Genomic DNA, 13,203 nt, shown 5'->3' on the forward strand with positions numbered 1-13,203 from the left:
GAAGCGGGGCGCAAGCGCCCCGCGTGGCTCGCTTAGCGTGACTTCGCCAGCGTAATCGTTTCGAACAACTCATAATTGCCGGTCGGCGTTTGATCCGCACCGGGTGCGTGATAGTAGTTCATCGTGATCGTCGTCTTGCCGCCGTGCGTGCCGGGATCGACGTCGAACACCGCGATGCCATAGCCCGTGCCCGTATCGCGCTGCGCCGACCAGATCGCGTCTTCGAGCGCATCCGCCGTGGGGCGCGCGAAGGTGCCCGCGGTCGTGCCCGCCACCGGGTGATTGGGCTTCGTGAACACCTGCGCCTGCGGATTGCCGTTGCCGGCATCCACGCCGTACACGTCGAGCGGCGCGCTCGTGCCGCCGCCGCCCAGGATCAGGTGGATCGTGCCGTGGCTCGTGTCGAAGGTGTTGCCCGTGCCCTGAGCGTGCGTGACGGGGCGCGGCTGAAGCGTGTCGACGCTCGCGCCGGTCTTCGCATCGACGCCCGCGTGATGATTGCAGCCGCGCACCGGGTAGCTGCGCTCGTAGTCGTGATCGTGGCCGCACACCACGAGATCCACGCCATAGCGGTCGAAGAGGGGCAGCCACGCTTCGCGTATGCCCTTGTCCGAGCCGTTGCCCGTCTTCGACGAGCTGAGCGCGTCCTGGTGCATCTGCACCACGATCCAGTCGATATCGTCGTCCTCTCTTGCCTGCTTCAAGGTTTGCTCGAGCCAGCGCGTCTGCACGCCGTTGCTGTAGCCGCGCACGTAGAACGACGTGCCCGGCTGAACCGGCGCGTTGCCCGTGCTCGCCGCGGGCACGAGCGGCGACGGGCCGGCCACGAACGCGGCGGCGTCCTGGTAGACCACGTCGTCGGCGTCGAGCGAGACGAACAGCACGTTGCTCACGCGGAAGCTGTACCACCGGCCCGAAAACTGCGTGCCGTTATGCGGCAGTGTATAGCGCGTGAGATACGAATTCAGACCCTGCGGGCCGTTGTAGAACTCGATCTCGTGATTGCCGGGGCACGGCATCCAAGGACGATTCGCGGACGACGTCTGATTGTTGTTGCCGAAGTCGCGCCACACGTCGGTCTGGTGCGCGGGATTCAGGTTCGCATAGCAGAGGTCGCCATTGAGCAGATGAAAGAGCGGCTGGAAGCGCTCCACGGCCTCGACGGCGAAGCGGCTTTGCGGCGACGACAGCACCCAGCCCGTGTTCGGCGTGGCGAGGTCGCCGTAGCTCGTGAAGCGGAACTTTACGCGCCCGCGCGGCGCCGTGGTGAAGCTCGACGAAAACGGGCTGCTCGCGTGGCTGTCGTTATCGGCGGTGACTTCGTAGCGGTAGGTCGTGGCCGGGTCCAGCCCGCGCAGCCGCGCGTGATACGTGAAGACGACGACGCCGGTGAGCCCGTCGGTATAGGTGCGTTGAATGGCGTGCACCGTCTCGTGTTTGCCGCGATCGGCGCTGTAGATCACGCGCGGATTCGTGGAGGAGGCGAGCGATGCCCACGAAACGACGACTTCGCGTGTCGGATCTTCGCCCCAGGTGAGGTGGATCTGCTCGGGCGTGCCGTCGGCTGCGGCGGCGTCGGCTTTCGCACTGCCCGCGAAAGCGCTGGCCGCGCTCGCGAAGCCGGAAGCGCCGGCGAGCTTGAGGAAGCCGCGGCGCGAGACACTGGCGCCGCTTTCGGTGGATGCATTCTCGGGGATGTCTTTATTCGTCATGTCGTCTCGCCTCGGGAGCAGAAGGCGAAGCCTGCGCTGGCGGACTTGCATGACTGACGCGCGCGGGCGCAAGCATCGCAGGGTGAGTGTCTGCGAAACGATGGCGCGCTTGCATGACCTGGCGATGACACTGCCCTTATTTTACGGAGCACGACGGGCCGCGCTTGCATCGCGCGGCCCGCGCTTGGCCGTTAAGCATGGGCTTGGAACTTCAGGCGCATGCCTGCCGCGACGACTGCTTGCGTATTGCTCGGGAAGTTATTGAACCTCAGGTAGTCGGCGTCGAACGCATTGAGCGAGCCACCCCGGGCGGTCTGCGTGGGCTCGGCAACCATCGTGCGCGTGAACACGAGCCCCACCTTTGCCGGCCCGATCGTCTAGCTGCCGCCCGCGCCGGGCGTCGTTCGCGCTTCGGTCAATCGACGATCTTCTTCGTAACCACGAGTGCGATCACGAGGAATACCACGCACAGCACCACAAAGATAAAGAACAGGATCTTCGCAATCGCGGCCGCGCCGGCCGCAATACCCGTGAAGCCAAACAGGGCCGCGATCACGGCGATCACGGCAAAGAACAGGGCCATTTTTAGCATGATCGGTTTCCTCCTCGCGTGAAGGCGCCGCCACATGGGCCGCGCTGCTTGATGGACTGACAGCGCACCTGCTCAGCAATCGATGTGCCCAGCACCGGGGCACGCAGCCAGGCGCCTAACCGGGCGGGAATGAAAAACGGCCCGGCGTGCGGAGGCACACGCCGGGCCAAAACGGCGCCGTACAGGGGAGCACGGCGCCGTCGAGGTCGAAAAACGAACTTAACGTTTGCGGGACTGCAGGTGCGTTGCGCTTACAGGTAGGAGGTTCCGTCAATATAGGCCTTGCGCCAGCGAACGATCTTCACGCTCTCGAACAGCCCGACATGCGTGAACGGATCCTGCGCGATGAAGCGCTCGGCTTCCTCGCGCGTTTCGAGATCGACGATATAGATGCCGCCGCCTGCGCTGCTCCCGTCGTCGTTGAGCTTCGCGCCGCAGGCCAGCAACAGCGCCTTGTTTTGCGCGAGAAACGCCAGATGTGAATCGCGCTCGCGTGCGCGCACTTCGGCGTGACCGGGCTTGTCGAACGTTTCGATGAGAAAAGGCATGGCGCGTTCCTCTTAATTCGGCACGATGGCCGACGGATGCTGGGCGAGCGGCGTCACGCTGATCTTCAGGAACGGGAAGAGCGGCAGCGCGGTCAGCAGCGTATGGAGTTCGTCGTTCGATTCGACATCGAACACGCTGTAATTCGCATATTCGCCGGCCACGCGCCACAGGTGGCGCCATTTGCCTTCTCGTTGCAGCTTCTGCGAAAACGCTTTTTCCTCGGCCTTGAGGGCGTCGGCGAAGGCGGCGTCGGTGCCGTGCGGAATCTGCACCTGCATGTGCACAAGAAACAGCATGAATAGTCTCCGGTGAGGATGGGGTTCAGAAAGGGGCGCCTATAAGGGAGAGCCAATCAGCCCCAGGCGAGAATCGCAACCGAATACACGATGCCGATCCAGAACATCATGATGACCGTGTAGCCCATGATGTCCTTGAGCTTGAGCTTCGAAAGCGCAAGCGCGGGCAAGATCCAGAACGGCTGCACGAGGTCGTTCCATGCGTTGCCGAGCATCACGGCCGTCGAGGTATGGCCCACGGAGGCGCCGATGGTCTTCGCCGCTTCGATCATGAACGGTCCCTGGATGACCCAGTGGCCGCCGCCCGAAGGCGCGAAGAAGTTGATCACGAACGAACTGATCAAGCCCCAGAACGGCAGCGTGCCCGGCGTCGCGACCTTCACGAACGCTTCGGAAAACGTATTGACCAGACCCGAAGACGCCATGATCGCCATGATGCCCGCGTAGAACGGGTACTGCAGAATGATGCCGCTGATCGTGCGAATGCCTTCGTTGAGCTTCTCCACATAGCGGATCGGCGTGCCGAGCAGCAGGATGCCGAGGAACAGAATGAAGAAGTTGATGAGGTTCAGGTCGATCGAGCCGCCCTGCACGAAGTGCAGCGCGACATAGCCCATGCCGATCAGGCCGATCACGTAGCTCAGAAGACGGCTGTTGTTCAGGCGGTTGGCGAGCGTGTTGCCTTCGTCGAGATCCACGCCGAGCGCGGCGGCCTTCTGCTGCTTTTCTTCCTGGGCGCGGTCGATTTCCTTGATCGGCTGACCCGGCTTCGGGTGCAGCCATGCGTTCAGCAGCGGCAGCGTGATGAGGGTCACGAGGCTCGTGATGAGCATGGTGGGCGAGAAAATCGTTTCGGAGAGCGGAATGACGCCCATCTGCGCCTCGAGCGGATGCCCCTTCGTGGAGATCAGCACGGGAATGCTGGCGGAAAGCCCGAGGCCGTAGAGCGTAAAGCCGCTATAGGCCGAAGCGATGATGAGCGGGTAGTGCACGCCTTTCACGCGCAGCGCGAGCTTGCGCGCGACGATCCCACCCACCACGAGGCCGAAGCCCCAGTTCAGATAGCTGCCGATGCCGCCCACCAGCGTCGCGACGATGATCGCCATGCGCGGATCGTTCACGCGCGCCACCAGGCGGTTCAGAAAGCGGTCGGTGAGCGGCGCGGTCGCGAGCACGTAGCCCATCGCGAGAATCACCGCCATTTGTGTGGTGAACGCGAGCAGCGCCCAGAAGCCCTTGCCCCAGCTCGTGGTGAGCGCCGTGACGGCTTGTCCTTGCACGATCACGGCAAGGGCCATCGTCAGCAGGGTGAGGCCGATCGCGAAGACGAACGGATCGGGCAAATACCGGCGCATCAGCTCGGTAAAGAAAGCGGTGACTTTCTGCATGGAAGTGTCTCTATCTGAAATGTAATAGTTGTCGGGTCTCTTCGGCTCTCGGCGCGTGTTCGATGCGCTTATGAGTCGTCGTGGCTTTGGGTCTTGCGATGGCGGGCGAGATGCATGAGCTGGCGGTCGCGCCAGGCCACGCGCTCGTCCCATTGATCGAGCGGCAATGCCGCGCGTCTCGCCGCCTCGACCTCGGCGACGAGTTCGGGCGTCCACGGGTCGTGCTGGCCGCGCTCGGCGCCCATGCGCGCGTACGAGGGACCCATCTTCTGCGCATGCGAGGCGATGCCGCCGCGCGTGTTCAGATCGACGGTCTCGAACGGGCCGATCACCGACCAGCGCGGGCCGAGGCCTTCACGCATCACGGTGTCGATGTCTTCCACCGACGCGACGCCGTCGCGCACGAGGCAATACGCTTCACGCAGCACGGCGCCTTGCAGGCGGTTGAAGATGAAGCCTTCCACTTCGTGCTTTACGCGCACGGGCTTCATGCCCGCTTCGGCGTAGAGCGCGATCGCGCGCGTGGTCGCCGCTTCGGACGTGAACGGTGCGGGCACGACCTCGATCACGGGTACGAGGTAGGGCGGGTTGCCGGGATGGGCAACGAGGCAGCGCGCGCGACCCGGCAGTGTAGCGTCGACGAATTTCGAAGCCGCGAGAAACGACGAAGCGCTCGCGAGGATCGCTTCGGGCGGCGTGGCGCGGTCGAGCTGCGCGAAGATTTCGCGCTTGAGTTCGGCGCGCTCCGGTGCGCATTCCTGCACGAGATCGGCGTGCGCCACCGCGGCTTCGAGCGTGTCGACGATCGCGACGCGTGTGGCGATTTGCTGTGCGCTTTCGTCGAGCAGCGCGTATTGCGTAAGAGCGTCGAGGCGCAGCGCAATCTCTTCAGGCGCGGCGGCGCGGCGTGCCGCGTCGGGATCGTAGAGGCGCACGCGCCAGCCGGCCCGCGCAAAGCAGATCGCGAACGCCACGCCGATGCTGCCCGCGCCGACGATGCCGGCGCGGCGCGGTTCGCATGGTTGTGCAGGCGTTTCGAGGGCCGCCATCGTCAGACTCCCGCGACGCCAACGGTCATGCCGCCGCACACGTAGAGCACCTGGCCGGTCACGAAACCGCTGCGCGCGTCGAGCAGATACGAGGCGGCGTGCGCGACATCGTCGGGGGTACCTACACGTTTGACCGGCACGGCGTTGATGATCGCTTCGGTGCGCGGCGCGCCGGGCGGGTTGGCGCGGTCGAACAGTTCGGTGCGAATCGGGCCCGGCCCAATGGCGTTCGCGGTCACGCCGAATGCGCCGAGTTCGAGCGCCCACACGCGCGTCATGCCGATCAACGCGGCCTTGGTGGCCGAATAGGCCGTACGCAGCTCTTTACCGAGCGCGGCGCGCGACGACATGTTGACGATGCGCCCGAAGCGCGCCGCCTTCATGCCGGGCAACAGCGCCTGCATGCACTGCTGCGCGCAGCGCACGTTGAGGGCCCATGCGCGTTCGAGTTCTTCGAGCGACTGGTGCTCGGCGTCATTGGGCACGACCACGCCCACGTTGTTGATGAGGCGCGTGATCGGGCCGCCTTCCAGCGCGCGGGCGAGTGCGGCTGCCGTTGCCTCGGTGTCGGAGAGATCGGCGATGATGCCGTCGCCCACGCGGTCGATCACGACGGCTTCGTAGCCATCGGCCGCGCAGCGCGCGGCGCACGCGGCGCCGATGCCGGCGGCGCCGCCGGTAATCAGGACTCTTTCTTTAGCCATGTTTTTCGGGAATGCGGATAAAACAGAGGATAGCGAAGCAGTTCGTCAAACCGTGGCGACCGGCGTGACGGGCGAGCCCATGGCCCCAGGCAGCCGCAGCGGCGGCGCGGTGAGCATGAAGCGCGAGCGCCGGTGCTCGCGCAGCCACAGGGCGAGATCGCGCAAATACCAAAGCTCGCCCAGCGGCAGGCCGAGCTTGAAGAGACAGTGGTGATGCAGCGGCATGAGCGGGTGATCGCCGGGTGTGGCGGGCGCACGCGCGGGGTAGCGTTCGACTGCGTAGTTGTCGGCAGCGAGCGCCGCGATGCCAGAATCGGTGATCCATTGCAGCAGGCGCTCGTCGCGCCCGTCGAGTGCGCTGCAGTGGCTCGACAACACGGCTTCGTCGGGCTGGCGGTTCATTTCGAGCACCATCTCCGCGAAACCGGTGCGCAGCACGAGCATGTCGCCGCGCTCGACTTCCACGCCGTCGGCCTCGATCACGCGCATCAGGTCGTCGTAGCCCACGGTGCGAAACTCGCGGCCAAAATGCGCGGCGAAATCGATCAGCACGCCGCGCCCTTGCATGCCCTTCACGGCAAGATGCTCGATGCCGAGCACATCGGCATGGCTATGCTCTCCCCCGCACGCGTGAGGCGCGAAGTTGTCTTCCGCGCGATATTCCATCGGGCCGACCACGTCCACGTTCGCGCGAAAGCCGTTGTAGTAGACGCTTTCGGCCACGCCGTCGCCGTTGGCGTCGAAGCGTGCGCCCACGTGCGCGAGCGAATCCCACTGCGTGGAGTATTGAAGCGAGAGCAGTACCTGGTCGTCGCTCACCACGTCGGTCGCGCCCGCAACGTTCCGCGCGAACGGGAAGTTCACGTAGGGCAGGCCGTCGCGGAAGGTAGGGCGCAGCACCGGCGGATGGCGGCGCACGTTGAGCTTGCTGTCGCCGGGAAAGTCGAGCGGCAGCGAAAGGGTGAACGTGAGGCCCGCGCGAATTTCCTGCGCGCCCTTGATCACCTGCTCGGCGCCGATGAGGTTGGGGCGCCCCAATTGATCGTCGGGACCGAAGTCGCCCCAGTTCGAGCCTTGCGGCCGGTTCTTCCAACGCATGCTTTACCCTCCACTTCAGGAAATTCGCGCTTCGCGCATCGCTGCAGTCAGTGCCCGAGACGCCTCACGCGGCTAACAGCGTTGGCGGGATTTGCGCGTACACCTCGAGCAACGCCTTCACGGCGTTCTGCTCGTTCTTGAGAAGGCGCGCCTTGGGCGCGCCGATGACGAGCGCAAACGCCTCGCCATGGATCAGGAAACCGCGCGCGAGGCCGGCTACGTCCTCCACGCTCTCGCCCGTCGAGCGATGCCAGCCGTCCGTCACGCCCTGCTCGACATCGCGCTCGAACGCGCCGCGCTCGATCACCGCGCCGTTGGCCGAGTGCAGCTGCGGCTCGCAACTGTCGAGCAGTTTGCGGCGCGCGGCCGGAGCGAGCGCGCCGAGCAGCGCCTTGCCCGCGGCGCTCGCAATGGTCATGAAGCCGCCCGGCTCGTCGCTGTAGCGGATCTTCTGGCGCGACTCCATCACGTCGAGATAGACCACGCGGTTGCCCGCAAGCGTGGCGAGCGCGGCGGTTTCGCCGGTTGCGTCGCGCAACGCGGAAAGCAGCGGCTGGAACATCAGCGTGAGCGGGTCCTCGCTGCAGATGTCGCGCGCCACATGCAGAAGACGCTGCGTGGGGTAGTAGCCCGCCTTCACGCCCGGCGCGTACAGATAGCCTTTGGCCACCATCGTCTGCAACAGCGCGTGGCAGCTCGACAGCGGGATCTCGGTTCGACGCGCAATCTCGCTGTAGATCATCGGTTGCCGGACTTCGGCAAAGAGGTTGATCACGTCGAAGACGCGCACTGCAGTTTTCACATCCATGAGAGCATTATCGACATACCGATAACCAGCTGACAATACGATTACGGGTAAACACCTAAATCGGCGCGTCGATCAAGTCCGCGCCCCGTTTGCGTTCCAGCACTTGCCGCTTCGCGTTTTGTAACGTATCGTATTGATACGTTACGATTCGAGCTATTAGGAGGCAATGTGCATTCACGCTTCGACCGTTTCAAGGCGACACCGCTCGCCAGCCAGCTGGAAGCCTTGATCGACGCGCCTGGGCGCTATGTGGAGTACGCAGTGCTCTCACGCGTCGGCGTGGCGGCGATTGCCGCCGTGGCCGAGGAAATCGCGCAGAAGTTTCCGGAAATCGGCGAAGACACCACAGCGCGCCAATACTGCGGCGCGCTGGTTGCCGAGGTGATGCGCCGCCACGGCCACGAAGTCGCTCAGGCGCGGGGCCGCGTGAGCGGGGCGCTTTTCAGCTATGGTGCGGTGTTCAGCGCGCAGCCGGTGGTCCTGCCGTTCGAAGCGGTGATCGAAGCGCTCGCAACCATGCCGGAGCGCTTCGCGGCGCTCGTCAAGCGCGTGCCTATGGATCTATGGGCGCGCCGGCCAGGCGGCACGGGCTTCTCGTTGCTCGAGCACGCGTGCCATTTGCGCGATCTCGACGCCGTTTTCGCCGAACGATTCAGTGTCGTGCGCAAGGCTCAACTGCCGGAAATCGCATCGGTGAACGGCACGGTGCTCGCGGAAGAACGCAAATACTTGAAGCAGGATCTCGTCGCCGCAATGGGCGAATTCAGCGAGGGGCGGCGCCGTCTTTGCGCCTCGCTCAAACGCCTCACGCCCGAGCAGCGTTTGCGCTGCGGGCTGCGCGACGGCGTCCGGCGCATGACGCTGGAAGAACTCGTGCGTGAACTGCTCGACCACGACCGTACGCACGGGCTGGAGCTGGAAGAGCTGGAAAGCGAGCTGCAGGAAGCGGCTTAACCCCGCGCCTTTTCGGCCTCCTGGTACAGCTCGCGCAGCGACTGCCCGAAGGTGGCGTCGACGTCGCGCAGCACGCCCGCGCGTGTGAACATCGCAACCGGCGGCAGCGTCCAGTCGAGCGTGTACGGCACGATCGCCACGCCCGCGAAGTGCACGAGTTCCTCGGCGATATCGGCGGGCACGATCGACACGGCGTTCTCGTTCGTGCTGATCATCTCGCCGATCAGCCGCGACGTGTAGCTCTCCACGATCGGCACGGGCGGCGCCACGCCCGCATGCAGGAAGAGGTCGGAAATCTGCTCGCGGATGGGCGTGTGCGGCGCGCCCAGGATCCAGTCCAGTTCGACAAGTTTTTCCCAGTCGAGCTTGCCGCGCGCGAGCCGCGCCGCGAGCCGGCGGCTGGCGATGAGCCGCGGCTTTTGCTGATGCAGCACCTCGAAGCGCAACTGCGAGACGTCGACCGCCGAAGACGCGCGCCCGATCACGATATCGAGCGTATGGTCGCGCAGTTGCGGCAGGAGTGCGTCGCTCGTGCCTTCATGAATCGTCATGGTGACGCGTTGCGGCAGCCGCGACTGCGTGAGGCGAATGGCGGCGGCGAGCGTGCGCCCCGAGATGAACGGAATCACGCCCACGTGCACGCGCGTGGCGTGGCCGGCCACCACGGCTTCGATGTCGCGCGCGAGGTGGTCCAGGTCGTGCAGCATGGCCTGGGCACGTGCGAGCACCACATTGCCGAGCGCTGTAGGCGTCATACCGCGCGGCGTGCGGTCGAAGAGCGGCGCGCCGAACATGCTCTCCATTTCAGCCAGCGCGTTGGTGACGGCGGGCTGGCTCGTCGCCATGTGTTCCGCCACGCGCGTGAGCGAGCCGTGCTGGCGGATCTGCAGGAGCAGGACCAGATGGCGCATTTTCAGGCGCGTATTCAACCGCCTCGTCACGTCGTCAATGCTGAAAGACACGATTCCCCAGGGTATTACCAAAAAATGATGGCCCCATACTAAATCAAAATGAGCAGGTTATGAGGTCTCTCTAGAATCGCCTCATTCGAACATGACCGCCGCGCCTTCCGTGCGTGCGGCACACCATCAGAGTGAGGAACATGAACAAGACCGATCGTCAGGCCGCCCTCGAATATCACGAATTCCCCACCCCGGGCAAGATTTCGGTGACGGCCAGCAAGCCGCTCGTCACCCAGCGCGACCTCGCGCTCGCCTATACGCCGGGCGTGGCCGTGGCCTGCGAGGAGATCGTCGACAATCCGCAGAACTCGTTCCGCTATACGGCGCGCGGCAATCTGGTGGGCGTGATCACGAACGGCACGGCCGTCCTCGGCCTCGGCAACATCGGCGCGCTGGCCTCGAAGCCGGTCATGGAAGGTAAGGCGGTGCTCTTCAAGAAGTTCGCCGGCATCGACGTGTTCGACATCGAAATCACCGAAAGCGATCCGGACAAGCTCGTGGACATCATCGCGAGCCTCGAAGCCACCTTCGGCGGCATCAATCTGGAAGACATCAAGGCCCCCGACTGCTTCACGGTCGAGCGCAAACTGCGCGAGCGCATGAAGATTCCGGTCTTCCACGACGATCAGCACGGCACCGCCATCACCGTTTCGGCCGCGTTCATGAACGGCCTGAAAGTGATCGGCAAGGACATTTCGAAGGTCAAGGTCGTGACCTCGGGCGCGGGCGCGGCGGCGCTGGCCTGTCTGGATCTCATGGTGGATCTGGGCCTGCCGCTCAAGAACATCTGGGTGACCGACATCGACGGCGTGGTCTACCAGGGCCGCACGACGCTCATGGACCCGGACAAGGAACGCTTCGCGCAGGACACCTCGGCGCGCTCGCTGTCCGACGTGATCGAAGGCGCGGACGTGTTCCTCGGCCTCTCGGCCGGCGGCGTGCTCAAGGCCGAAATGGTCAAGAAGATGGCGGACCAGCCGCTGATTCTCGCGCTTGCCAACCCCACGCCGGAAATCTTCCCCGAGGTCGCGCTCGAAGCGCGCCCGGACGCGGTGATCGCCACGGGCCGTTCGGACTTCCCGAACCAGGTCAACAACGTGCTGTGCTTCCCGTACATCTTCCGCGGCGCACTCGATGTCGGTGCAACGACCATCACGCGCAACATGGAAATCGCGGCGGTGCACGCGATCGCCAAGCTCGCGGAAGAAGAGCTGAACGATTCGGTGGCGGCCGCTTACGGCGCCTATGATCTGCGCTTCGGCCCGAAGTACCTGATTCCGAAGCCGTTCGACTCGCGTCTGATCGTGCGTATTGCGCCGGCCGTTGCGAAGGCGGCGATGGAAGACGGCGTGGCCACGCGTCCGATCGACGACTTCGCCGCCTACACGAACGAGCTTCAGCAGTTCGTGTATCACTCGGGCGCGTTCATGAAGCCGATTTTCGCGGCCGCGAAGCAGTTCGTGCGTGACGGCGGCAAGTCGCGCATCGTGTTCGCCGAAGGCGAGGAGGAGCGCGTGCTGCGCGCGGTGCAGGTGATCGTCGACGAGAAGCTTGCGCGTCCGATCCTGATCGGCCGTCCGGAAGTGCTGCTCGCCCGCATCGAGAAGTTCGGCCTGCGGCTGAAGCTTGGCGAAGACGTGGAAGTCACGAACCCCGAGTACGACGAGCGCTTCCACCAGTACTGGACGACCTATTGGGAACTGCGTTGCCGCGACGGCATTTCGAAGGAAATGGCGCGCGTGGAAATGCGCCGCCGCCTCACGCTGATCGGCGCGATGATGGTGCGCCTGGGCGACGCGGACGGCATGGTGTGCGGCACGGTGGGCGCGTATCACGACCACCTGCGCTTCGTCGACGAGGTGATCGGCAAGCAGCGCAACGCGAATACGTACGCGGCGATGAACATCCTGCTGCTCGACAAGCGCACGGTCGCGATCGTCGACACGCACGTGAACGACAACCCGAACGCCGAGCAGATCGCCGAATTCACGCTGGCCGCGGCACGCCAGATGGAATGGCTGAACCTGCAACCGAAGGTCGCGCTGCTCTCGCGTTCGAACTTCGGCTCGGGCAGCTCGGCTTCGGGCACGAAGATGCGCGAAGTGCTCAAGCTGGTGACGGAAAAAAATCCCGACCTGGAAATCGACGGGGAAATGCACGGCGACTGCGCGCTGGACGAAGCCCTGCGCCTGCGCATCCTGCCGCATTCGAAGCTCAAGGGCGCGGCGAACCTGCTCGTGTGCCCGAACGTGGACTCGGGCAATATCGCCTACAACCTGCTCAAGACGGGTGCGGGCAGCAACGTGGCGGTCGGCCCGTTCCTGCTGGGCGTGAATGCGCCGGTGAACGTGCTGACGTCGAGCTCGACGGTGCGACGCATCATCAACATGGCCGCTTTGACCGTGTTGCAGGCGAACCGCGACTAAACGCAGGCACAGGACGCACACAGTGCGTCCCGATGAAAAACGCGCGATGGCTTCCGGCTGTCGCGCGTTTTTTTGCTTGGGCAGGTCAGGGCGCCGTTGCGGCGAGCTGTTCGTCGATCAGGCGGCAGGCCGCGCTGTAGCCGCCCATCAAGGCGTCGATATCGGAGTGGAAGGGCAGCCCGGCGGCGTTGTCGATTCTCAGGGGCGAGGGGACGGCGCGCTCGTCGATTGCCGCGATGCTCACCACCGCTGCATAGCGAGGCCGTTCGATTTCCAGGCGCTCGAGCGGGAGCGTGCCATTTGCTTCGACGCCAACGCGGATTGCGTAGCCGCGATATTCATAAGTGCGATTCATGACTGCATTGCCGTGCGGATTACAACCTGCAAGGGTACGGCGCGCGAGCTTAAGTCAACCTTAGGTAAGCACTGAATGAACTGGAAGAGACCTTTCTGCGCTGCGCATCAATCGAGGCAAGACGAAAGGCGCTGAAAGGCGTTGGTCGGTAAGGTGCATAAACAATTATCGTCCGACGATAAAAGCGTAATCGCAGGCACCTTTCCTTAAGGTTCTCATCAGCCTGGAGCAGGCACGATCCCTTCACGCTGCCCAGCTTCGCGCGTTGCCATGCGCCTGACATTCGCGAGGCGTAGGGTATAACCAGCCA

14 protein-coding genes are annotated in these 13,203 nt (G+C 64.5%); 2 read left to right on the forward strand and 12 right to left on the reverse strand.

Features of this window, described 5'->3' with window-relative positions; genetic code table 11:
• Positions 1 to 32: 32 nt before the first annotated feature.
• The 10 genes from ACOJB8_RS19395 to ACOJB8_RS19440 all read right to left on the reverse strand — a co-directional run bounded on the left by ACOJB8_RS19395 (position 33) and on the right by ACOJB8_RS19440 (position 8,196).
• Positions 33 to 1,712 (reverse strand): purple acid phosphatase family protein, encoded by a 1,680-nt coding sequence (locus tag ACOJB8_RS19395; RefSeq protein WP_342947100.1) that lies wholly within the window; start codon positions 1,710 to 1,712, stop codon positions 33 to 35.
• Positions 1,713 to 1,903: 191 nt separating this feature from the next.
• Positions 1,904 to 2,062, reverse strand: a complete 159-nt coding sequence (locus ACOJB8_RS19400; protein WP_342947101.1) for a hypothetical protein — start codon at positions 2,060 to 2,062, stop codon at positions 1,904 to 1,906.
• 65 nt (positions 2,063 to 2,127) lie between these two features.
• Complete coding sequence (locus ACOJB8_RS19405; protein WP_028203043.1) at positions 2,128 to 2,304, reverse strand: DUF1328 family protein; 177 nt, start codon at positions 2,302 to 2,304, stop codon at positions 2,128 to 2,130.
• Between the two features lie 251 nt (positions 2,305 to 2,555).
• Positions 2,556 to 2,852, reverse strand: coding sequence for a YciI family protein (locus tag ACOJB8_RS19410; protein ID WP_069266127.1), 297 nt, complete (start codon positions 2,850 to 2,852; stop codon positions 2,556 to 2,558).
• Positions 2,853 to 2,864: 12 nt separating this feature from the next.
• On the reverse strand, positions 2,865 to 3,149 hold the full coding sequence (gene catC / locus ACOJB8_RS19415) for a muconolactone Delta-isomerase (protein ID WP_069266126.1): 285 nt from the start codon (positions 3,147 to 3,149) through the stop codon (positions 2,865 to 2,867).
• 56 nt (positions 3,150 to 3,205) lie between these two features.
• A complete protein-coding gene (locus ACOJB8_RS19420) occupies positions 3,206 to 4,537 on the reverse strand; it encodes a short-chain fatty acid transporter (protein WP_342947103.1) in 1,332 nt (443 codons plus the stop codon).
• 68 nt (positions 4,538 to 4,605) lie between these two features.
• Positions 4,606 to 5,586: a 3-hydroxyacyl-CoA dehydrogenase gene (locus ACOJB8_RS19425; RefSeq protein WP_342947104.1), complete on the reverse strand. Its 981-nt coding sequence runs from the start codon at positions 5,584 to 5,586 to the stop codon at positions 4,606 to 4,608.
• A 2-nt stretch (positions 5,587 to 5,588) separates the two neighbouring features.
• Entirely contained in the window at positions 5,589 to 6,290 is a 702-nt protein-coding gene (locus ACOJB8_RS19430) for an SDR family oxidoreductase (RefSeq protein ID WP_069266123.1), read from the reverse strand.
• 45 nt (positions 6,291 to 6,335) lie between these two features.
• Positions 6,336 to 7,388: a cyclase family protein gene (locus tag ACOJB8_RS19435; RefSeq protein ID WP_342947105.1), complete on the reverse strand. Its 1,053-nt coding sequence runs from the start codon at positions 7,386 to 7,388 to the stop codon at positions 6,336 to 6,338.
• A 64-nt stretch (positions 7,389 to 7,452) separates the two neighbouring features.
• Complete coding sequence (locus ACOJB8_RS19440) at positions 7,453 to 8,196, reverse strand: IclR family transcriptional regulator (protein WP_069266121.1); 744 nt, start codon at positions 8,194 to 8,196, stop codon at positions 7,453 to 7,455.
• A 168-nt stretch (positions 8,197 to 8,364) separates the two neighbouring features.
• Between ACOJB8_RS19440 and ACOJB8_RS19445 the strand changes: the two genes are divergently transcribed.
• Positions 8,365 to 9,150 (forward strand): DinB family protein, encoded by a 786-nt coding sequence (locus tag ACOJB8_RS19445; RefSeq protein WP_342947106.1) that lies wholly within the window; start codon positions 8,365 to 8,367, stop codon positions 9,148 to 9,150.
• Here the strand turns inward: ACOJB8_RS19445 and ACOJB8_RS19450 are convergent.
• Positions 9,147 to 10,112 carry a LysR family transcriptional regulator gene (locus ACOJB8_RS19450; RefSeq protein WP_069266119.1) on the reverse strand — a complete coding sequence of 322 codons (966 nt, stop codon included), beginning with the start codon at positions 10,110 to 10,112 and terminating at the stop codon, positions 9,147 to 9,149. The two genes, ACOJB8_RS19445 and ACOJB8_RS19450, sit on opposite strands and share 4 nt — an antisense overlap.
• A 140-nt stretch (positions 10,113 to 10,252) precedes the next feature.
• Between ACOJB8_RS19450 and ACOJB8_RS19455 the strand changes: the two genes are divergently transcribed.
• Complete coding sequence (locus ACOJB8_RS19455) at positions 10,253 to 12,538, forward strand: NADP-dependent malic enzyme (protein ID WP_069266118.1); 2,286 nt, start codon at positions 10,253 to 10,255, stop codon at positions 12,536 to 12,538.
• An 85-nt stretch (positions 12,539 to 12,623) separates the two neighbouring features.
• Here the strand turns inward: ACOJB8_RS19455 and ACOJB8_RS19460 are convergent, their stop codons facing one another.
• Complete coding sequence (locus tag ACOJB8_RS19460) at positions 12,624 to 12,893, reverse strand: hypothetical protein (RefSeq protein ID WP_069266117.1); 270 nt, start codon at positions 12,891 to 12,893, stop codon at positions 12,624 to 12,626.
• Positions 12,894 to 13,203: the final 310 nt, after the last annotated feature.

The organism is Paraburkholderia sp. BR10141 (assembly GCF_056155635.1).